This window comes from Paenibacillus septentrionalis (assembly GCF_042659865.1).
In the GTDB taxonomy this organism is placed as follows: Bacteria; Bacillota; Bacilli; order Paenibacillales; family Paenibacillaceae; genus Pristimantibacillus; species Pristimantibacillus septentrionalis.
On sequence record NZ_JBHSTE010000005.1, the window covers coordinates 117,596 to 139,958 of the forward strand.

18 protein-coding genes are annotated in these 22,363 nt (G+C 44.1%); 7 read left to right on the top strand and 11 right to left on the bottom strand.

Annotated elements, in window-relative coordinates; genetic code table 11:
- Window positions 1-167 precede the first annotated feature (167 nt).
- Entirely contained in the window at window positions 168-1,868 is a 1,701-nt protein-coding gene (locus ACFP56_RS15430; RefSeq protein WP_379236123.1) for an RICIN domain-containing protein, read from the top strand.
- A 47-nt stretch (window positions 1,869-1,915) separates the two neighbouring features.
- Here ACFP56_RS15430 and ACFP56_RS15435 read toward each other — a convergent pair whose 3' ends face one another.
- Window positions 1,916-2,806 carry a LysR family transcriptional regulator gene (locus ACFP56_RS15435; protein ID WP_379236125.1) on the bottom strand — a complete coding sequence of 297 codons (891 nt, stop codon included), beginning with the start codon at window positions 2,804-2,806 and terminating at the stop codon, window positions 1,916-1,918.
- A 179-nt stretch (window positions 2,807-2,985) separates the two neighbouring features.
- On the opposite strand from ACFP56_RS15435, the gene ACFP56_RS15440 reads away from it, so the two are divergent.
- Window positions 2,986-3,990 (top strand): DMT family transporter, encoded by a 1,005-nt coding sequence (locus ACFP56_RS15440; protein ID WP_379236127.1) that lies wholly within the window; start codon window positions 2,986-2,988, stop codon window positions 3,988-3,990.
- Between the two features lie 77 nt (window positions 3,991-4,067).
- On the opposite strand, the gene ACFP56_RS15445 is transcribed toward ACFP56_RS15440, so the two are convergent.
- From ACFP56_RS15445 to ACFP56_RS15470, 6 genes are all read right to left on the bottom strand, one after another.
- The gene (locus ACFP56_RS15445) at window positions 4,068-8,294 is read right to left on the bottom strand and encodes a LamG-like jellyroll fold domain-containing protein (RefSeq protein WP_379236129.1); all 4,227 of its coding nucleotides are present in this window, start codon (window positions 8,292-8,294) and stop codon (window positions 4,068-4,070) included.
- Window positions 8,295-8,637: 343 nt separating this feature from the next.
- Window positions 8,638-9,105: a transcription elongation factor GreA gene (gene greA, locus ACFP56_RS15450; RefSeq protein WP_379236131.1), complete on the bottom strand. Its 468-nt coding sequence runs from the start codon at window positions 9,103-9,105 to the stop codon at window positions 8,638-8,640.
- Window positions 9,106-9,410: 305 nt separating this feature from the next.
- Window positions 9,411-10,268 carry a class II fructose-bisphosphate aldolase gene (locus ACFP56_RS15455; RefSeq protein WP_379236133.1) on the bottom strand — a complete coding sequence of 286 codons (858 nt, stop codon included), beginning with the start codon at window positions 10,266-10,268 and terminating at the stop codon, window positions 9,411-9,413.
- 229 nt (window positions 10,269-10,497) lie between these two features.
- The gene (locus ACFP56_RS15460; protein WP_379236135.1) at window positions 10,498-11,202 is read right to left on the bottom strand and encodes an SDR family NAD(P)-dependent oxidoreductase; all 705 of its coding nucleotides are present in this window, start codon (window positions 11,200-11,202) and stop codon (window positions 10,498-10,500) included.
- A 34-nt stretch (window positions 11,203-11,236) separates the two neighbouring features.
- Entirely contained in the window at window positions 11,237-11,686 is a 450-nt protein-coding gene (locus tag ACFP56_RS15465; protein WP_379236137.1) for a VOC family protein, read from the bottom strand.
- Between the two features lie 61 nt (window positions 11,687-11,747).
- Entirely contained in the window at window positions 11,748-12,791 is a 1,044-nt protein-coding gene (locus ACFP56_RS15470; RefSeq protein WP_379236139.1) for a LacI family DNA-binding transcriptional regulator, read from the bottom strand.
- Between the two features lie 172 nt (window positions 12,792-12,963).
- Here ACFP56_RS15470 and ACFP56_RS15475 point away from each other — a divergent pair, with 172 nt between their 5' ends.
- The 3 genes from ACFP56_RS15475 (at window position 12,964) to ACFP56_RS15485 (ending at window position 14,670) form a co-directional block, all read left to right on the top strand.
- Window positions 12,964-13,797 carry a sugar phosphate isomerase/epimerase family protein gene (locus ACFP56_RS15475; protein WP_379236141.1) on the top strand — a complete coding sequence of 278 codons (834 nt, stop codon included), beginning with the start codon at window positions 12,964-12,966 and terminating at the stop codon, window positions 13,795-13,797.
- 158 nt (window positions 13,798-13,955) lie between these two features.
- Window positions 13,956-14,294 carry a DUF4234 domain-containing protein gene (locus ACFP56_RS15480; protein ID WP_379236143.1) on the top strand — a complete coding sequence of 113 codons (339 nt, stop codon included), beginning with the start codon at window positions 13,956-13,958 and terminating at the stop codon, window positions 14,292-14,294.
- Window positions 14,295-14,334: 40 nt separating this feature from the next.
- Complete coding sequence (locus ACFP56_RS15485; protein ID WP_379236145.1) at window positions 14,335-14,670, top strand: DUF2752 domain-containing protein; 336 nt, start codon at window positions 14,335-14,337, stop codon at window positions 14,668-14,670.
- Window positions 14,671-14,786: 116 nt separating this feature from the next.
- Here the strand turns inward: ACFP56_RS15485 and ACFP56_RS15490 are convergent, their stop codons facing one another.
- Window positions 14,787-17,876 (bottom strand): efflux RND transporter permease subunit, encoded by a 3,090-nt coding sequence (locus ACFP56_RS15490; protein ID WP_379236147.1) that lies wholly within the window; start codon window positions 17,874-17,876, stop codon window positions 14,787-14,789.
- Window positions 17,877-17,973: 97 nt separating this feature from the next.
- Here ACFP56_RS15490 and ACFP56_RS15495 point away from each other — a divergent pair, with 97 nt between their 5' ends.
- Both ACFP56_RS15495 and ACFP56_RS15500 read left to right on the top strand, forming a co-directional pair.
- Window positions 17,974-18,843: a TetR/AcrR family transcriptional regulator gene (locus tag ACFP56_RS15495; protein WP_379236149.1), complete on the top strand. Its 870-nt coding sequence runs from the start codon at window positions 17,974-17,976 to the stop codon at window positions 18,841-18,843.
- A 254-nt stretch (window positions 18,844-19,097) separates the two neighbouring features.
- Window positions 19,098-20,126, top strand: coding sequence for an NADH:flavin oxidoreductase/NADH oxidase (locus ACFP56_RS15500; protein WP_379236151.1), 1,029 nt, complete (start codon window positions 19,098-19,100; stop codon window positions 20,124-20,126).
- Window positions 20,127-20,228: 102 nt separating this feature from the next.
- Here the strand turns inward: ACFP56_RS15500 and ACFP56_RS15505 are convergent, their stop codons facing one another.
- The 3 genes from ACFP56_RS15505 to ACFP56_RS15515 are packed head-to-tail and all read right to left on the bottom strand — an operon-like array spanning window position 20,229 to window position 22,224.
- Window positions 20,229-21,035 carry an HAD-IIA family hydrolase gene (locus ACFP56_RS15505; RefSeq protein ID WP_379236153.1) on the bottom strand — a complete coding sequence of 269 codons (807 nt, stop codon included), beginning with the start codon at window positions 21,033-21,035 and terminating at the stop codon, window positions 20,229-20,231.
- Window positions 21,036-21,094: 59 nt separating this feature from the next.
- Window positions 21,095-21,643, bottom strand: coding sequence for a chromate transporter (locus ACFP56_RS15510; protein ID WP_379236155.1), 549 nt, complete (start codon window positions 21,641-21,643; stop codon window positions 21,095-21,097).
- Complete coding sequence (locus ACFP56_RS15515; RefSeq protein ID WP_379236157.1) at window positions 21,643-22,224, bottom strand: chromate transporter; 582 nt, start codon at window positions 22,222-22,224, stop codon at window positions 21,643-21,645. Before ACFP56_RS15515 ends, ACFP56_RS15510 begins: the two co-directional genes overlap by 1 nt.
- Window positions 22,225-22,363: the final 139 nt, after the last annotated feature.

Genomic DNA, 22,363 nt, shown 5'->3' on the forward strand with positions numbered 1-22,363 from the left:
AGAAAAGGATATTGTTATATAAAGAAAGCGCTGTCATACTAAGAGTGCATAGATTGCCTGCCTACTTGACTATCAACAATGATTCAATTTCTTGTGATTGCAACCCCAAGCTATATCAATGATAGCTCGGAATTGTAATAAAAAATTTAACAAGGAGTGAATATGAAATGTTGAAGACAAAAAATTGGTTAAAGGTATTGATTATGATGACCATGCTGTTGGTTTTAGTAGTGCCAGCCCCCGATACTACTTACGCATGGCAAGGCATGCCCATGTCAAAGCTTCATGTAAGCGGCAATCAGTTGGTTAACGGCAATGGACAACCCGTTCTGTTGAGTGGCTGGCATCAACCATCAGGCTCGTACTGGACGTATCAAAGCAGTAATTACTATTTGAATCGCAATGGCGGCAATCGTCATGCAGCAATTTTAGAGTATCTGAAGGATATAACGGATACATTTACCGACACCTCACCAAAATACGGCAATAACCACGGCTGGTATATGAACCAGGTCCGACTATTTATCGACCGTGAGGATATGGGAGATGTGGCAGCTGGAACTTACAACTTTGCCGGCTTGCAAGCGGTTACTCAAAATGTCATCATTCCCTATATTCAATATGCTCGAACGAAAGGACTGTACGTCACACTAGGCCTGGACTTCACATTTACCGACAATCAAGCGACAACCCCGTCTAATTTAAGCAAGTTCAACGAAATTTGGGGTTATCTTTCATCGCTCCCTGAAATTAAAAGTGCTGATAATGTCATGTTCGAACTCGTTAATGAGCCTGTCCTATCCTATGCCAACGGTCGCTGGGGCGGGCATCCTTCCGATCCGCAGTTTCCAGCCTTTTGGAACGCATTGCGAGACTTCCAAAACTCTATGATAGCAACGATCCGCAACAATGGAGCTGACAATGTAATCTGGGCCGCAGGACTTGGTTGGGATCAATACTATCAGCTGTGCGCAACGAATCCGCTCACTGATCCGTTAAACAACATAGGTTACGCCGTTCACTGGTATCCGGGCTATGGCGCTAACAACAACTATGCCGCCTTGCAGCAGCAATGGGATACTAATATTAAGCCATGCGCTGATCATTACCCGATCAACATTACTGAAACGACATGGTTTAATAGACTCCCTGGAGATCCGGAATATTGGAATCTTTTTAACGGCAGCAATGAAGGCTTTGGTAAAAACACGAAGGCTATATTTACAGCTGCGGGCAATGTAAGCATCGCGGTCCACATGAATGGATTTTTGCTTCAGCCAGGGCCAAGAAGCTCATTTGCCGATCCAACAGCAGGCCTACTCTATGATGGCAACGCCGCGCGCGACGGTATGGCTCGCTTTATTTTTGAATGGTATTATGAGCGGGCGCAGTTAAATCCTTGGAATGGCATATGGAATGGTATTATGTCTGGCTCAACCTATAAGCTAGTCAATCGTCAATCTGGAAAGGTGTTGGAGGTTCCAGGCGGGCAAAATACGAGTCATTTGCAATTGCAGCAATATACAGATATCGGTACTACCGCCCAGCAGTGGCTACTAACAGATATGGGTACAGCCACGAACATTTATCGTTTAAGGAGTGTCAGCTCATCGGATGGAAAAGTGATGGATGTTCGTAACGGAACTGCCAACAACGGAGAAGCCATCCAATTAATGCAGGACTTTTCCAACTCGGCGCAACGGTTTCATATCATTAGGCTGAGCAACGGATACTGGAGTATTATTAATGTAAACAGCAGGAAGGCTGTAGAAGTTGCCAATTCATCTACAGCGAACGGAGCATTAATCCAGCAAAACCTGTATCGCGGAAATCTAAATCAGCAATGGCAGCTCATATCTGTAAACTAATAATTTACTGAAGCATATCCAAGCAGGGGGAAACTTCCTCCTGCTTGTTAGCGTTCACTAAGATCATCTGAATCCATAATAAAAGCATCAGCATGCTTTTGAATTTCTTCAATAAAGTGATTCAACGATCTCGTAATATACGCATCCTTGCGCCATATAAAGATCGTTGTAATATCGCAGTAAGGCTCTGGCAGCTGATGCTCCTCAACAACCTCTTTCTCTACCAAATCAGTTACCGTTGATTGTGGAATGACCGTAACGCCAATTCCAGCCGCTACACTTCCGATAATCGTACCAAATGTGCCAAACTCCATAATTTTACGCGGAATGATCCCCTCCACCTTCATCCAGCTTTCCAGTCTGCCGCGATAGCCGCAGCCTTTGTGGTACAGCAGAAAGGGCGTTGTCGTCAACTGATCCATCGTAAAGCTGTCCCGCTTCGATACCAGCACGAGCCGTTCCTGAATAACGGACAGCTGTTCAACATTAGGGTGTCGGATCGGTCCTGTTACAAATGCGCCATCCAGCTTCATATCCAGCACATCCTGAACAAGCTGATCGGTAACGCCTGCCATAAGCGAGATTTCAATATTCGGAAAGCGATCATTAAAGGACGACAGAATAACAGGCAGCGCATTGACGGTTTCGACAATTCCAATCTTGAGCATGCCGACCGCGTCAGCCTTATCCTGAAAGCTCATTTTCAGCTCCTCCACCTTGCTTGTAATCTCTTTTGCATATTCAAGCAGGCGTTCTCCTTCCGAGTTAATGATCATCCCACGCTTATGTCGACTAAACAAAGGGGTGTGCAGCTCCTTCTCCAGCAGCTTAATGCGCGCTGTTACATTGGACTGCACATAATTAAGCTCAGCAGCCGCCTTGCTGATGCTGCCACATTCCACTACCTTCTGAAAGATTATAAGATCATTTAGCTCCATCTCACTCATCCTTAACTGGTCAAATTTTGTCCGTATCGTTCATAACCTATCTCCATAATATCACTATAAATGATACTTAAGTTTATTTTCAATCATTTTACATGTTGAATACACCATACTAATATAAATGACAGAGCTATTTTACATAAAGAAAAGATCAGATAGGTGGAGTGTAAACCGTGGCACGTAGAAACATTTTGATTGGTGCATTTCTTTGTTTACTAGCTAGCATGTCCTGGGGAGCTATGTTTCCTGTAGCACATGAGGCGCTAAAGCATATTGATCCGTTTTACTTCTCATTTATACGTTATTTTATTGTAGGTTTGCTGTTGTCGATCATCCTGCTTGTTAAGGAAGGCAAGCAAGCCTTTCACTTGGAGGGTCGGGGGCTATCACTCGTTTTTTTCGGTTCAATGGCCTTTGTCGTCTATAATATGTGTGTGTTTCTTGGTCAGCATCAAATGGGAGAGGCTGGCACGATCGTCGCTTCGATCATGGAGGTCCTTATGCCGATGATTACAATTGTTTTCATATGGCTGACGACACGCCGCAAACCAGGCTTAACAACGATTCGCAACGTCGTGTTTGCGTTTATCGGAGCAGTGCTAGTCATTACTAGAGGAGATTTTAGTTTTTTTGCAATGAAGGACGGTCAACTATTGCCGCTGCTTCTTATTTTTATCGGTGTAACGGGCTGGGTCGTCTATTCATTGGGCGGTGCACGCTTTAAGGATTGGTCGATATTGCGCTACTCCACTTTAACCTGTCTGCTTGGCAATGGTGTAGCCTTCATCGTCGTTACAACAGGCACTGTTGCTGGCTGGTTGGACGTTCCAAGCTTAGAAACATTGTCTTCGATTAAACTGGAAATGGCCTTTATGAGCCTTGTACCTGGATTAATCGCATTGCTTAGCTGGAATAAGGGCTTACAACTGCTATCCTCAACTCATGGCGTCCTATTTATTAACGCTGTGCCGATTACAACCTTTATTATTGTGGCCTTCCAAGGCTACAGCATTCACGCCTTTGAAATTGGCGGAACGCTTATCATCATTGCCGCAATTGTACACAATACATTAAGTCAAGGCGGAGCACTCACCGTGCCTAGGTGGCTGCGTACTTATGTCAGATTCTCTCGCTTTCAGCTATTCAAGGCATTCCGTCTGCTAGCTTCCAAGCTGTAACAGATCCTTCATATAGAAAGCCCTGCTAGGCTGACTGTTCATACAGTCTGTCTCAGCAGGGCTTTTCGTTATTCAGCTTAATGCAAAGCTGCGATTTCTTGCTCAGTTAATGCATAATCAAACATATAAAGCTCATCAATAATGCCTTTGATCGGTTGGTCCCAATGATTTACGCCAATTGCCATGTTAGCTGTATCATAGTTAAACAGCAGCGGCATATTCGTGTGCTCGCCCGCCAGCACTCCGTTAACGTATATTTTTAAGTGATGGTTATCTACTGCAATTGTAATAGTCGTCCATGTATTGGCTGATAAATTAGCTTCTGCTACACCGTCAAACCAACCATCCGTATGGTTGGACCACAGCATAAGACGATGATTGAATGCACTCATGCCTCCAGGCACAATGCTTATCCAGCTACCGCTTGGATCTTCTGCAAAAAACAGTGTGCTGAACTCAGGAAGCGTCTCGAGCGATGCACGCAGCGAGATTGTATACGTCTGATCACTCAAGTAGTGTTTTGGAAGCACTAACCCATGACTGCCATCCAATACAATACCTGTATGCGTCTCTGTACCGTCATCGAAGCTGTCGAACACGGGAGCATCAGCTGTTGTACTTGATATGCGATCGCCAACATATACGGCTGACTCACCGCTGGCTACCGCTTTATTACCTAGATCATTGTCGAAGCTATAATGAGCGATCGCTCCATCGACAACATGCAGCGTATAGGAACGAGAAATGGCAGAGTTGCTGACAGAAGTAGCCGTAATCGTAACCTCGCCCGTTGCTTTGGCCGTAACCTTCCCCGTCTCTGCATCCACTGCAGCTATCGCATCATCACTTGAGCTCCACTCAAGAGCTGGATTCGAAGCCAAGCTTGGCTTTACTGTAACCTGATGTGGTGTATAGGATTGACCAAGCGATAGCACCTTGCTGGTGATCGGCATAACAATATCCGTCACTTCTACAGATGTTGAAACGAGATCTAAAATTTCAGACTCTGTTAAAATACCGTTGTACACAATCAATTCATCCACAAAGCCCTTGTATGGCTTATCCCAGTAATTGACCGCCAATGAGAAGATAGAATCCCCATCCGAGAATAAATCTGCTACACTGCTCCCTGTAAAGGTAAGGGTTCCATTAATATAGAGCTTCATGACTCCTTCTTCTACGGTGAAGGCTACATGCGTCCAGTCACCAGCCTGCAATCTTCCTTTACCTTTAGCATCGAACCATACATCTGTTGAAGCATTGCGATGCCAAAGCTGTGTATCGGCTAGTGCATTTCCGCCTGGCAGTACGCTGATCCAATGCTCGGCATCTGCAGCGCCAAAGAACGCCGTTGTGTAGCTGTTAAGCTCATCCGGATTCAACCATAGCGCCACAGAATAGTTATAGCTATCAATTAAGTCGCCTGGAAGCACTACTCCCGTCTCGCCATCCAAGTACAGCGCTTGCCCAGATATGCCAGATTGATATACAGCGTTGCCAACGTTATCCTGATCATCAATTCGTACGCCAACTACTGTACCTGCTTTCGCTGAATCAAGTGAATCAACAAGATCACCTTCAAAGCTGTAGCGCGCTTTTTCCTCTGCAGGAGGGATCGGCTTAACCGTTACATTGAATTGCTTCTTATATTGCTCACCATCGACTGTAAAGGATGCAGTCAACGTTGCCTCCTCAGGCTCGCTTGCATAGGAACGAGTCACGACTCCGGTATTCGTAATGACTGCCGGATTAGAAGAAGTCCAAGTGATTTCAACGCCACGTGTTGCACGAGTAGGCAGGTTTAGATCCGTCACAATCAGCTCTGTATTGCCTAGCGACAGATCATTGACAATGTCCTCTCCAATGCTGACCTCTACCTCCAGCTTGCTTCCCCAAATCGTTACGCCTTGGTTGCTCATTGCTGTAAACACCATAACATTTTCTTGAGAGATGCTGTCCCATTGTTGTAAGAATGCACCTTTATACAGCTGGCCCTCTATCGTAAGGTCAGCATAATAATCATCAATCAGCTTCCATTGTCCGCTTACCGAACCACTTATCGAACCGTCAGCCTTAAGCTCAATAAAATCAGAGTGATGCACCGTTCTTGAGCTGTCCTTGCCATGGTTAATATAGCGGTATTCGCCTATGATTTCAGATGCTGCTGCAGGCGCCAAGGTCTCACCACTATAGCGATGCGGAGTTGCCACAAGCCAGCCATCCTCATTCATTACGAGTTGATGAACGCGAAGCTGGAATCCATCTACCTGTTGAGAGAAGCGAGTATGGAATACGACGAAGCGCTTGCCATCCTCATCAAACAGCACAGAGTTATGACCAGGCGATACATATTGAATGCCTGAACCACTTCCTGGCTCCCCTACATAACGATCAAATGAAAAATGACCCATTATTTTATTTCCGAAAGGAGCATTCGAAGCATCGGTACTGGAAAGTACAGCATTTTGACCGCTTGCATCAAAGAAAGGCCCTGTAGGCGACGTAGAACGGAATACACGCATATTGTACTCACCGTCTATCCCAAGCCAGCCATACGTAATAAATAGATAATAATATTGCGTGTCTTCATCGTAAATGATATATGGACCTTCGCCTGATTTGGCATAACCGCCGGAAATCTTAATGCCAAAATAGCGATCAATTATGCGACCATCTTCGGTTGTTGCATCCTCACCGGGGTAGATTGCTTTTCCCGTTTTTGGATCAATCTCAAGAACAAAAATGCCTCCTGACCATGATCCGTAGTTCATCCATAGCTTGTTGTCCGTATCGCGATACAAATTAGCGTCAATGGCATTCGGATACATGGTGTTGTTATAATCCCCATTCCCTCTGAACCAACTAGAGGAAACCCCTTTCAAAGTACCATTGTCTATCAACTGTTTAATATTCGTATTTTCCCAGTGCTTGTCGATCACGCTATCTTCATCATAGGCCTCGATGTTCGTGAAGCCTGAATATACAATCGTATCGACATATTGGTATGGACCATCAATTGTTTTCGATGCCGCAACTCCAATAGCGGAACGAATATATGTGGAGGACACAGAATAGTACAGTAAGTACGCACCCAAGCTTCCATCCTCATGTTCAAACTCTGGCACCCAGATTACGTCTGGTGCCCATACCGCAAAGCCGCCCTTGCTGTCAGAATCATCTTGGCCTGCCCAGGCAAAGGATTCCTTCAAGTTTTCTGCCAGCTCACCGTAGAGCACATTATCGCTTGTTGCATAGCCGTTGCCGAATGCATTCCAGCTGATTAGATCATCTGAAACAGCGGCACTGCCATGTGTTCCAAATACATAGTACATCTCGTCATGCTTCACTATTGCTGGATCATGAACGGAAACCTCCTTAAACTCGGGAGTGTTTGGTTCAGGCGTACTTACTGGTGGTTGACTAGGTGGGTTGCTTGGTGGCAGCGGATTAGTTGGCGCTGCTGAAGGCGTTGGTGTTGGACTAGGTGTAGGGGTTGAAGCAGGGCCTTCACCGAAGCTGGTATTAATCAAGGAAATCGCATCTTCATCTACATCAGCAATGATTCTTCTTCCGATTGTGGTATCTTCTATCGTAATCGGCCCTCCTGCTGCTCCACTGCTAATATAAACGTTGCGCTCAACGACACTTCCGATAATGACAACGTCGGAAATCGTCACGAGAATATTTTTAGCGTGAAGCTCACGATATGTTCCTGGTTCAGTAATAATCACATCAACAATATTGCTAATCATAGTGACAAACTCTGCAGTTGTAATACTGCGCTGCGGCTTGAACTGACCATCTGGATAGCCATTGAGATAGCCTTCGCTTAGCAACGCATAGATAGAAGCTCTGCTCCAGGACTTCAGCTGATCGCCGTCCTTTACAGAAACCGTCTGGTCAGCATTCGTCACTTCAAAGACTCTCGATAAAATAACAGCTACCTCTTCACGTGTAATCGGCTGTGCTGGTTTAAAGCTGCCGTCCGCGTAGCCTTTTATGTAACCAGCTGTAGCGGCAATATCAATTACCCCTGCGTATTCATCGGCAACATCTGAAAATGTAGCCCCGCTTTGCTCACGAAGACCTAATACATGATTGAGCAGCATAACGAAATCCAATCTCGTCAGACGCTGATCCGGACCGTAGTCTGGAAGAAGCAGATCTTGTCGCTCCCACTCATTTAGTCTTTCTGAAGCCCAATGCTGGTTGCTTGCTTGAGCTGCTGCAAATGCGCCGCTTGGAACAAGCATCACAATTGCTAAAAACGTGCATAGCATGACTTTCAATGACTTGCGCTGCATGTAGCAAATTCCTCCCTTATCATGATATTGCAAGCATTTTACTGACTTCACCATTTGATAACGCTTTCAGTAAACGCTTGCATAAAGCTTATTCTTGCTGTATGTTGCATCTTGTTGACTCACCAATAAGTTAACTATATTATTAATTATTAGTCAACTTATTAATGTTAATATATCCAAAGTTTTATCTATAGTCAACCGAAAACATAGGACTTATGTGCATAAATTTTATCATTAACATTAAAATTAATTATTCATCCAAACAATAGATTGGTGAGCACAAAAAAAACCATTTCTCCACGTCACCTCAACGCAGAAAAATGGTATGTATATGCCCAGGTTACTATTTCACTTCCAAAAGCTTGTATGTGATAATACCGACAGGTGCTTCCACTTGAATGACATCGTTTACTTGCTTTCCAATCAAACTTTTGCCTAACGGGCTCTCGTAGGAAATTTTGTTGTTCGCCACATCAGCTTCCGCTTGTCCGACAATCGTATACTCAACATCCTCATCAAACTCTTCATCATAAAGCACAACCTTGGAGCCAATTGCAACGCCTGAAGCACGCTCTACCTTCACAACTCTTGCTTTACGAAGCATTGTTTCAAGCTGTTTAATCTTCGTTTCCATAAAAGCCTGATCATCTTTAGCAGCATGATATTCGCTATTTTCCCTCAGGTCCCCATAGCTGATGGCCTGCTTTAGACGATCCGCCACCTCGCGGCGTTTTGGACCTTTCAACTGTTCAAGCTCTTCCACAAGCTTGTCATAGCCTTCTTGCGTTAATACAAACTCTTCATTTCCCATTGCAAACACTCCTTTATGCTACTTTCTCTATTGTAACCTAAACCTTCATTGTGCACTAAGTATTATTTGTGTGTACGCTCTTACAAGCAATACTCGAGAACGGATATAGCATACGTTTTATTATACGCAAATTGTCCGCTTTTCATTATGCCAACTACCAATTTCTAGCGAAAATCATGCCTATTACCCCTACGATTCAGTACATGCGAATGTAATCACAAAAAAACTGCCCCTTAACGGATCACTTATCTCGAACCATTAAGGGGCAGTCCACCTAGACTATACAGCTTGTCTGATATGTGTTATTAAGCTTTGTTGGAAGAACCGAACTCGCGGATTTTTCCGATAACAGTAGCTTTAATTGCATCGCGACCTGGAACGATGTATTTACGAGGATCGTATGCATTTGCATCGTTAGCCAATACTTCACGAACTTTAGCTGTGAACGCGATTTGGTTCTCTGTGTTCACGTTGATTTTGGAAGTACCGCGAGCGATTGCTTTTTTAATATGTTCAGTTGGAATACCAGTACCGCCGTGAAGAACTAGAGGCATATTTGTAAGCTTGCAAATTTCCTCCATTTCATCAAAACCAAGGTTTGGTTCGCCTTTGTAAGGACCGTGAACAGAACCTAGAGCTGGTGCTAACGTATCAATGCCTGTACGTTTTACAAGCTCAAGACATTCTTGAGGATCAGCGTAGATAACGCCCTCAGCAACTACATCATCCTCTTGTCCGCCTACAGTACCAAGCTCTGCTTCTACAGAAACACCTTTTGAATGAGCGTATTCAACAACTTTTTTCGTTGTTTCAACGTTCTCTTCAAACGGGTGGTGAGAAGCATCGATCATGACAGATGTGAAGCCAGCATCAATTGCTGCTTTACATTTTTCGAAGCTGGAACCATGGTCAAGATGAGTAGCAACTGGAACTGTGATATTCATTTCTTCAATCAAAGCAGCAACCATAGCTGTTACAACTTTGAATCCGCCCATATGACGAGCAGCACCTTCAGAAACACCTAGAATAACTGGGGAATTTTCTTCTTGTGCAGCAGCTAGAATAGCTTGAGTCCACTCAAGGTTGTTGATGTTGAATTGACCAACAGCATAGCCTTCCTTAAGCGCTTTGTTTAACATGTCTTTCATTGAAACCAATGCCATTATAATTCCTCCTAAATACGATTCCATTAACTATACCTACTTATCATATCCATTTTGCAGTGGAATTACAAATGGTATTGCGCGAATTATAGGCAAAAAAATGAACTGTAAGCGATTACTTTTAGATATTGTAAAAAAATACTTGTCGAATACTGTCTTATTCTAGCTCGCTATCATAAAACCTCTTTTCGTCATTGTTTTTACTGAATAAAACAAACCGTTAAAAACATCAGATATCCATTGCCTCTCCGCGGTAATCGATAAAGCAGAAATTGGTATCGATTGCAACTTTTCTTTCCATAATGTTGGCTACACCAACAGCACTTTGTTGGGGAGACAACGGCGCCGATGCCCCTCCCATATCGGTACGCATCCAACCAGGATGTACGCTCCAGACATATATGCCACGTGATCCTAACAAGCGTTTAAGCTGCTCGCTTAATAGATTTAGCGCACATTTGCTTAAGGAATATGAATAATCCCCTGCATAGGCGTTATGAATACTGCCCGCCTCAGACGAAATATTGAGGATGCAGCTTTCTTCATCTACAAGCAGCTCAAGCATATGCTTGATTACCCGAATCGGTCCATATACATTAACATCGAAGCTTAGCTGAACATCCTCCAGATCAAGCAGTTCAATTGGCGTTTGTCTTCCTACCAATACTGCAGCGCTATTAATAATGCTATGAAGCTTTACGTTTTTCCTTTTCAGCTCCTGAGCCGCTTTTTCAATTGCATGTTCATCTCGCACATCAGCCAGCAGTACACTAATATGCTTTGCAGACAAACCCTGAATATGAAGACCAGCCTCCAATTGCTCCTTGGCCGCAGCATCACGCACCATCGCGAATACATGATGACCTCGGCGAACCGATTCTACAGCAAGCTCATAGCCTAATCCGCGATTAGCCCCAGTAATTAGTACATTCATCACGTTCTCCTCCTAGATGTATTAACTATTGTTTTCAATCATTTTCCAGCAGCTCAACGAGCACCTTCAGTTGAGGAAAGGTATCGATATACGCGTATCTGCCGCCTGTATACTCGCCTTTCTGCTGAAGCGGAAATCCTGACTTAGCAAGCAGTTCAACTTTATCCTTCATTCCTTTAATGCCGAATGCAATATGATGAGGCCCTTCTCCGTGTTCATTCAAATAATTACGCCATGTGCTTTCATGATGATCTGGCTCAATTAACTCAATCTGCAATGACCCCATATCAAAAAACGCTAGCTTGGCACGTGCTGGACTAGGGTTGCCCTCAAATTCCGTTTGAGCCTGCTCCATTGGATCTGTCCAAAAAATAGCTGGCTTCTCTACACCAAAAAATGCTGCATACGCTTCGCTTACCTTCTCAATATCATGAACCAGAATCCCAATTTGAGTAACTACATTCGTACCTAACAAACCTGACATGTTCATCCCTCCAAATCATTATATGAGCCACTTATTGTATAAGCACGCGCGCCACGAGCCATTAATCCAATCGTCTGCATGAGTCGCGAATGATTAGCGTGCAATCATACCTCACTTCTTTTATGGAATCACTTTGCTGTTCAATCTGTTCAATAACCGCTTGCATCAGCTCTTTGAATAAATGCTTGAAATCGACACGAACCGTTGTTAGAGGAGGACTGTGCTTTTCACTAAGCACGTGATCATCGAAGCCGATAATAGACATATGTTCAGGCACTTTCATACCATGCTCGCGCAGGGCGCGAACCGCTCCAAACGCTACACTATCATTGGCAGCGATGATAGCTGTTGGAATCTGCTCCGCACGTTGCAGGAGCTCTTTGATAGCGTTATAGCCTGCATCTTCTGTGAAATCTCCATCTATTATCCAATCAGGTTGAATTTCCAGTCCGTGTTGACGCATCGCTCCATGGAAGCCTTCATATTTCGCCATTCCGGACAATCGACTCCGGTCACCATTAATGAGTCCAATTTGACGATGTCCAAGACCAAGCAAATATGCAATAGCCTGCTTCATACCGGATTCATTATTGAAATTAGCAACAATTCGATTTGGAGCCGGGGTACCTGTATGCTCCTGATCGAATATCCCTACAATAAATCCTTCGGCAATCAGCTCATCAACAAAAGGTTCATCCTGTTTAGTACCTATGAAAATACCACCATCAATTCTTCGCTGATAAAAAATTTCTCGAACGTTATTAATTGCTGCCTCATCTGATACGTCGCGAATAATATAGGTCAGCACATAATAGTTAAGATCAGACGCATTCTCAATGACACTAACAATCATCATATTCGTCAGTACGTCTACTGCAATCTCTCCCGAGCTGACCATAAATAAGCCAATCGTACGTGATTTTTTGCCTGCCAGCATCTGTGCTGAAACATTTGGAAAGTAATTCAGCTCTTTAATGGCTTTCATCACTTTTTCTCTTGTTTTTTGAGGCACATTTGAATAGTTATTAATGACTCGACTGACCGTGCTTCTTGAAACACCAGCCAACCGCGCAACTTCAATACTATTGATTTCTACTTTTTTCAATAAAAACCCTACTTTCACATAAACACGTGTTCATATCTCTATCATAGTCATGTGCCAAAACTCTTGTCAACTACTATATGACTTTATATGATGGAATATAATCGGTCATTTACATTAACGCGCGTTCATGATAATCTGTGGCTAATCCATGTTAAAGGAGGAGAATGATACTATGCTACGTTTAGGCGGTCAAGTATTCTTGGAGAATAATGAACCTGCATTGTGGGCCCACGCGATGAAGCAGGCTGGCTTTCGCGCTGCAACCTGCCCATTTGATGGAAAAGATACGACATTGATGCAGGCTTATCTTGAAGAGGCAAGCAAGCACGATATTGTCATTGCAGAAGTCGGGGCTTGGAGCAATCCTATCAGTATCGATCAATCTATTGCAAGGCAAGCAATCGACTATTGCGCAGAACGGCTGCAACTGGCAGATGAAATCGGTGCGCGTGTCTGCGTCAACATAGCAGGCTCAAGAGGTACGGTATGGGATGGTCCGCATGAGCTGAATCTGACTGATGACACCTTCGCGCTGATTGTCGATACCGTTCGCACCATCATTGACCAAGTCAAGCCTACTCAGACCAAATACGCATTAGAGATGATGCCTTGGGTCTTTCCTAACAGCGCAGACAGCTATGCCGCACTGCTCAAAGCTATCGATCGACCTCAATTTGGCGTTCACTTCGATCCTGTCAACATTATTAACAGTCCGCACAGCTACTATCACAATGACGCTCTTATTAAAGACTTTATCGAAAAACTAGGTGAACATATTGTCAATGTCCACGCGAAAGATATATGGCTTCAACCAAAGCTAACACTTCATCTCGACGAAGTTGTACCGGGTCAAGGCAACTTGCGGTATGACGTTCTTCTAACGCAGCTTCAAGCCTTGAAACGTGACATCCCTGTTATCATTGAACATCTGTCCACTAATGAACAGGTCGCAGAAGCCGCAGCCTATATTCGCAACGTTGCGAAGAAGAAAGGCATACCCTTGTAAGCTAGTCCCAAGTCCTTCTATTAATGCAATACATGCTTATGAATGATGTACCGTACATAGGACACTTGTAAAAACAGGAAATTTGTATCTTGCCAGACAGAGCAATCTTCTCCTATACTAGTAGGCATAAAATCAATCTTGGTTATAGGAGAATACGAATGATTCAACCACGCAATATTCCATTAAGTATTATTTTGACGCTAATTACTTGCGGTATTTACGGGATTTATTGGTTTATCGTGCTTACCGATGAGGTAGGCACATTAAGCGGAGACCCTGACTTTACAGGACTAAAGCATTTCTTGCTTACGCTAGTGACATGCGGGATCTGGTCCTTAGTATGGGCATACCAAATCGGGAAGCATGTTTCTGCGATACAATATCAACGCGGTAGATTAGTCAATGACAACTCGACCATCTATCTAATATTAGGAATATTCGGCCTCGGAATTGTTACGTATGCGCTTGTACAAAATGAAATCAACTCTATCGTCTAATTTGTTAAGAAAGAATCCTAAGCTTATGTGGGGTTCTTTCTTGGCTATCGGGACAGTGGCTTACCTAAAGGTGTGGATCCCGCTTACAGGACTAAGCATTCCTTGTCCGATTCATGCCGCAACAGGCTTGTATTGCCCCGGCTGTGGAAGCACGCGATCATTGAGCGCTCTTTTACAGCTTGACTTGGCCGATGCTTTTCGTTACAACAGCCTGATTTATATATTGCTGCCGCTATACGGCTGCTACTGGCTGCTTCAGCGAAAAAAGAAAACAAAGCTGGCGCAGGGAATGCTTGTCGCTATGCTTGTTCTTGCAATCAGCTTTGGCATTATTAGAAACCTGCCTGCGTTTTCTCACTTGGCACCACCGGCTTAATCCTATTCATGATGCACAAAAGGCGATCACCTTCCGCTGCAATTCGGAAAGTGATCGCCTTATTTGTAGTTAATTTACCGTTATGAGCATCTCATGCTGTTTATATGTTGATACACTTAGTTATCCAGTACTTCACGACGATTTTTCTTAAGCATTTTCGATAAGATCTCGTAAACGACTGGTACGATAACAAGCGTCAACAGTGTCGAGCTCGTTAATCCTCCAATAACCGTAATCGCTAAGCCTTTCGAAATCAAGCCTGCGCCGGCTCCACCAAATACTAGTGGAATCATTGCACCAATTGTAGCAATCGCCGTCATAAGAATTGGACGCAAACGCGTCGTTCCTGCCTCAAGAATAGCCTCGCGCAATGACAAACCATCGCGTTCCATATGAATGACGCGGTCGACGAGTACAATCGCATTCGTGACGACAATACCGATCAGCATGAGCAGACCCATCATAACAGATACAGAGATCGTTTCGTTAGCAATCCACAGACCAGCAAATACCCCGATAACCGTAAACGGCAGTGACAACAGGATAACGAAAGGAGCAAGCCCTTCACCGAAGGTTACCACAAGAATAAAGTATACAATCGCTACGGCAGCCAACATCGCTACGGCAAGTTGTGTAAAGGTTTCGATAATATCAGCCATTGCACCACTGTTGCCAAGCTCTACACCTCTAGGGAAATCAAGCTCTTTGATCGCTTTGTCTACATCATTAGATACTTTGGATACATCATCGCCAGTAATCGTTCCTGATACACTTGCATAGTATTGACCTTTGCTGCGCGCTAAAGTATTAAGCGCATAGCCTTCCTCAACCTCTACGATGTCACCAAGTGTAATCGTCGCACCTGTTGCGGATGGGACGGGCAAAGCAAGCAAATCTTCTACAGATTCCGGTGTTATTACCTCTTTTTGTACAATAACCTCTACTTTGTTGCCGTTATTTTCAACTGTAGTCAGTACTTCCTTCGAGTTGTCCGGATACAACATCATCACAATTTGTGCCGTCGTCAATCCATGCTGCAGCAGTTCTGCTTGATCAACATGGAATGTGAACGCCTCATAGCTTTCTTCACGTGTTGACGAAACATCTGCAAGCTGAGCATTGTCCGACATAACCTCTTCCACCATTAGCACAGATTGCTCAAGATCATCCAGGCTTTCACTATACAAGGTGTAGCCTACGCTATTACTAGATAGTGCAGACATGGAGAAGTTCTGGCTTGACCAACGTCCTGGGTGACCAATCTCTTCTACATACTGCTCAATTTCTTCGCGTACCTTAGGGAAGTTTTTCATATCTGGATCGAAGATGACGTACATAAGCGAGCCGCCTGCTCCGCCCATCATCATCGTCTGCATATCTGCACTTTCTGCTGATGAAATGGAAAGCTGGACAATATCAACATCTTCACGCTCAAGCAGTTTTTGCTCTACTTCAGATACATAGTTGATTGTATCCTCTCGCAATTCACCTGCTTTAGGAGAATACGTGAGATACATAACCTTTTCTTCATCGCTTCCAAGGAAGCTCAGTCCAACCAACCCTGCAACTGGAATTACAATACTTCCTCCAAGCAGGACAAGCGAAACGATAATCGTAATGAGCTTATGATTTAGCGTCCACTCTAGCATGCCGCGATATTTTTTCGCTAGCGCGCCTGTTTCTTTATGCTTGGACTCTGATTTTGGTGCATATAGCTTTTTCTTAAATAGGAAATGAGAAAGTGCTGGAACGATGGTAATCGCTACAATCAAGGATGAAATTAGCGCGAAGCTCATCGTTAAAGCAAACGGAACAAAGATTTCACCGACCATGCCGCCTACAAATACAAGCGGCGCAAATACCGCTACCGTTACTAACGTAGAGGACAGAATTGGCTTGAACATCTCAATCGTCGCTTCACGAATAAGCGCTCGACCCGTAAGCTTCTCTTCCTTCAGATGCAATCTTCGATAAATGTTTTCGACAACGACAATGGAGTCATCAATAACACGCCCGATTGCAACGGTTATGGCACCCAGCGTCATAATATTCAACGTAATGTCCATCCAGTTAAGGATCATCAATGCCATGAACACTGAAACCGGAATCGATACAATTGAGATAATCGTTGACTTAAAGTCACGCAGGAATAACATGATAATAATAACAGCGATAAGACCACCGAATAGAGCTTTTTCGACCATTGTTAGAACTGCATCTTCGATCGGTTTTCCTTGGTTAAGCGTTGTTTCTACAACAAGATCACCAAGACGTTCTTGCTCTTCATTCATTAGATCCTGCACAGCTTTGACAACTGTTACCGTATTGGCGTCCTGTGCTTTAATAATTTGAATCGCAATTGCGTCTTCACCGTTCGTACGGGAAACGGATTGCACTTTACCAACAAGCTCGATATCAACTAGATCACTGAGCTTTGCAATTGGCGAAGGAAAATCTTCTGTAGGGGTCACTGGAATAATCATGTTAGCAAGCTCATCCATCGACATGAATTTGCCGTCTACTGCAATTGCTTGCTCTGCCTCTGAAAACTCGAACAACCCTAATGATGTATATAGATCACTTGCCTGGATAAGATTTTTAATCGTCTCTTGCGTTACACCAAGACTAGCCATCTTCTCTTCATTATAGGTAAGCTCTACCTCTTCAATGTGCTGACCTGTAATAGAAGCTGAAGCAACGCCGTCGATCTTTTGCAGCTTCGGCAGCAATACTTCCTCTACCGTGCCTGTCAGCTCGACAATATCCTCAGAGGTGCTGCTAACGCTTAACGCAAGAACTGGCATCATGTTCATGCTGATTGCAGAAACCGTTGGTGCCTGTGCATGTTCTGGCAGCTTGATACCATCAAGCGCAGATTTCATTTCACGGTTAGCTTCATCCATATCTGTTCCATAATCGTATTCAACTTGAATACTTGCAACACTGGAGTATGAGTTAGACATAACCGTCTTAACACCGCTCAAGTTTTCCAATGTTTTCTCGAGCGGTATCGTTACATCCTCCATTACCTGCTCAGCAGTTGCACCCGGGTATACACTCATTACCATTAAGTATGGAATTGAGATATCCGGAATCGTTTCCATCTTCATCTTAGTTGAAGAGTACATACCAGAAAAAAGTACGATTAACGTAAGTAGCCAAACAGCCAGCTTATTTTTCACAACGAAGTTTACAATCGAATTCACTTACACACCTATCCTTTCTTGACTATTTTATATCTGTTTTTTATAATAATGACCGACAAGTCAGTTGTCAACTTGGACCTAAGTCGAGGTGAAAGCAATGTCTAAGAAACAATCTATTATCGATGCCGCCATTGAGCTTTTTTCAGAAAAAGGCTATGAAGCCACATCAATACAAGAAATAACAGAACGATGCGGCATATCAAAAGGCGCTTTTTATCTTCATTTCAAATCAAAGGACGAGCTCATACTAGCGATTGTTGATTATATCATTAATAAATTCGGAAGCATTATTGACCGAGTGGTCAGAAGCGAGGTCGATCACAAGCACAAGCTATTCTTGTACTATGCCAGTATATTTGAATTCATCGCTTCCCAACGAAGCTTTGCGATGATTTTTATATCGGAGAATATTCATCAGGCAGGACATATGCGGAATGTCAATCAAGAGCTGTTTCGAAAATTCAGCTTTTATGATGAGCAATTCAGTCATTCATTGCTTTCTTTACTGGAATCCATATACGGCGATCGCATCAGCCAAACCAAGTATGATCTAACCTTATGTATGAAGGGCTTTATCAAAACGTACAGCGAGTACATTCTTTTTCGAGACACGCCAGTGGATATCGTGGCACTTACGCAAAGTCTTGTAGACAAAACCAATGTCATGGCTGAGCATGCCCGAGCAGTGTTTTTAAGGAATGAAGCTGACCTTAATCATCATGCCCACGAGATCACAATTGATGATATTATGCGCGAAATCACTACATCCATACAATTCGCCAATAACGAGCTTGAAAGGGAATCGTTGCATGTTCTCAGAGAACAATTAATTAGTGAGCAGCCTAGCTATGCCATTAAACAAGGCATGCTTGCGAATCTTATGCAGTTTCCTAGCAGCCGTTCTGTTGCTCTCCTTATCCAGCGCTATGAGCATAGGAAGCAGCGACACAAGCAGCAATTCGATTAACATCGTATAATCTCCCCAATGTCTAGCGCATGCTAATGCTGCATGTGCTAGAGCATGTTAATCCTCTCTCACGTTCACACTCCTGTTCATGTTTTACGAACAAGCCTGTATCACGTTTCGCATTTTTTTCAAATTTTGCTACTTTACGAATTTACAAAGCAAGCATACTGTCAACCTCCCTCCATTGCGTTTAATAACAACAAAGCTTATAGTAAAAATGTTCCCAACTATTTCACTTAGGAGGCTGATACAGCTTGACTTATATCGATCAACCTTTTCATATCAAAGACTTGGAGCTGAAAAACCGAGTCGTTATGGCACCAATGTGCCAATATTCTGTGGAAGCCGAGGATGGTATTCCTACTGAGTGGCATCACATTCATTATGCCTCACGCGCGATCGGCGGAACAGGACTAATCATTGTGGAAATGACTAACGTCGAGCCACGCGGGCGTATTACCAACCAATGCCTTGGACTATGGTCCGATGAGCATGTCCCAGCATTTAAGCAAATCGTGGATACCGTTCATCGCTATGGCTCTAAGATTGGTATTCAAATTGCGCATGCTGGTCGCAAGGCACAGGATGCTGAGATGCCTGTTGCGCCTTCCAGCATTTCCGTTTCACATGATGACACGACACCGAAGCCGCATGCTCTAACAACCGAGGAAGTTCAAGAAATGGTGCTAAAATTCAAAGAAGCTGCTAAACGAGCTGTTGATGCAGGTTTTGATTGCATCGAAATTCACGGCGCACACGGATACTTGATTCACCAATTCCACTCCCCAGGAATCAATAGACGCGAAGATCAATACGGACAAGATCTGGCATTATTCGGCGAAGAGGTCGTGAAAGCGATTCGCAGCGTCATACCGCCAACGATGCCATTATTGTTCCGTATCTCTGCTATGGAATATATGAAGGATGGTTACCAAGTCGATCACGCGATTGAGGTCGCAAAACGCTATCACGCTGCAGGAGTGGATTGCTTCCACGTCTCATCAGGCGGCGAAGGACCTGTTTCTGTTGTAAAGCCTGGCAACCATGCAGGTTATCAAGTCCCGCTTGCCAAGGCGTTCAAGGAAGCATTTCCTGGCGTGCCAATTATTGCAGTAGGCAAGCTCGAAGATGCAGCTATCGCTGAGCAAGTGCTTGAAAACCAAGAGGCAGATCTGATCGCCATCGGCCGCGGTATGCTGAACGATCCTTACTGGACACTTCATGCCATCAAGGAAGTGACTGGACATATTACACCTCCGGCACAATACGAACGAGGCATGTAACTTGTCAGTCAACCTTTTCTAATCCTTAATCGAACATAAAAACAGCAACCACCTGTATCAAGCTACACTTCACCTGGCAGGGGGTTGCTGTTTTTTCATATCTTAAGTCTCTCTTGAATCTCGCTCAGCCATATAATAGTCTACAAGCTGAAGCAAATTTTCACTTATATAATCGGGCTGCAGTTCAGCACTCATCACATCCTGTTCAGTTGCATTTCCGGTTAGTACAAGCGCAGTTGTCATGCCGTGCCGCTTGCCCAGTCCAACATCTGAGGTCAGGCTATCACCAACAACGATGCAGCTCTCTGCAGGCAAGTCCAGAACAGAAAGGGCGGCATGTGCCATCAGTGTCGAAGGCTTACCCATAACATGCGAAACAGAAACTCCTGTTGCATGGACGATTGCTCCTATCATGCCCGCTACATCAATACAATCTCCCGCTTCTGTCGGAAACATTTTATCCTCGTTTGTTGCAATGATGCCTGCTCCATGTCTCACTGCGCGAAACGCTTGATTAAGCTGCTCATAGGTCAAGCTTTCATGCAATGTAATGATAAGCCACTGCGCCAGCTCAGGAGCCGACGCAACATTGATCCCATAAGAACGAAGCTCCTCCTCCAGCCCTGGATCACCAAACGGCCAAACAGCCTGCTGCGGGTAATGCTCTTGCAAAAAACGCGCGGTAACTGTAGAACTAAGCAGGATTTGATCCGCTGCAACCGAGAGTCCCATCTGCTCCAGCTTCGCTCGACACATTTCTCTTGAGTAATTACCGCGATTACTCAAAAAGACAAACGGAATATGAAGCGACTGCAGCTTTTTCACTGCCTCAACCGCCCCCTCAATCGCATGCTGACCAGTATAGACCGTACCATCCAAATCGATGATAAAACCGCGTATTTCTTTCATTCTGCTTCCCCTCTCCTTCTCCCTTAACTGCTAGCTACTATCCATTTCTCGCACCTGATTTAGGAAAGCAACGGAATTACAATCCCCCCGTACACAAAAGCTGCAAGCACAACAAATGCAGGGTGCAGCTTTTTCACTGCCATCGCCCACCAAGCTACAGCTGCAATGATGATCGTTTGCAGCCAGCCAATATCGGCGATGGAATCTTTCGACATGTCCCACGTTAATATCACCATAAGCACTGCAATAACCGGCTGTACTAGCAAGCTTATTCCTTTTACGACTTTGGATTCACGATGCTTTTGCAGAAGTTTGAGCATCACAATCAGCGCAACAGCGGAAGGCACGATCGTTGCAGCCAGCGCAATAATCGAACCTGCCACACCCCCTACATCATAGCCAACATAAGCCGCAATTTTGGTCGCAATTGGACCCGGCAGCGCATTTCCCAACGCAATAATATTGGAAAAGTCATTAGGTGTAACCCATACATATCGATCTACAACCTCTTTGTAAATAAGCGGGATTGAAGCTGGTCCGCCGCCGTAGCCTAATATATTTGCAATTAAAAAACCAAGCAGTAGCCAAATGAGCTCGATCCAATCCATTATGATCGACCTCCTTTTCGCTTATCAGCAGCCAAGCGAGCCCTCAATCGAAAATGGACCGTACCATAGCCAATGAATAGGACAATAACAATCGCTGGGTGAAGATCAACCCATTGCAGCAGTGCCAGTGCAATAATAAAACAAACCACCCCTACAGCTATCCCTAATCCCTTCACTGCTTTTTCGGCAAATTCATAAGCCATCATACCAAGCATAACCGCCACTACAGGCACGACAGCACTGATCATCCCCTGAACAATAGGAGAGTTGCTAAAGAAATTAACCATCGACATGCATACGATCATTGCAAGCGAGGAAGGCAATATATGGGCAATGATTGCCGCAATCGCACCTGGCACACCTTTCAGTTGATAGCCGATATAACCCGCCATTTTCGTAGCAATCGGACCCGGCAATGTATTCGCCAGCACGAAAATCTCTCCGAATTCCTCATCACTCATCCAACCATATTGTTGTACTGTTTCATGACGAATAAGCGGAACGACTGAAGGACCTCCACCAAATCCAATTGTTCCGGTCTTAGCCATACTCCACATTAATTGTATATATTGACTGGCCATCTTCCAATCTCCACCCTTTTCATATGTCAAAATAATTAACACTAATTAGTTAACACTCACATAAGTACAATCCGAATTTGTGTTAACACACAACACAATTCAATAATCTAATCATTTTCCTGTTGATATGTTAGAAAAC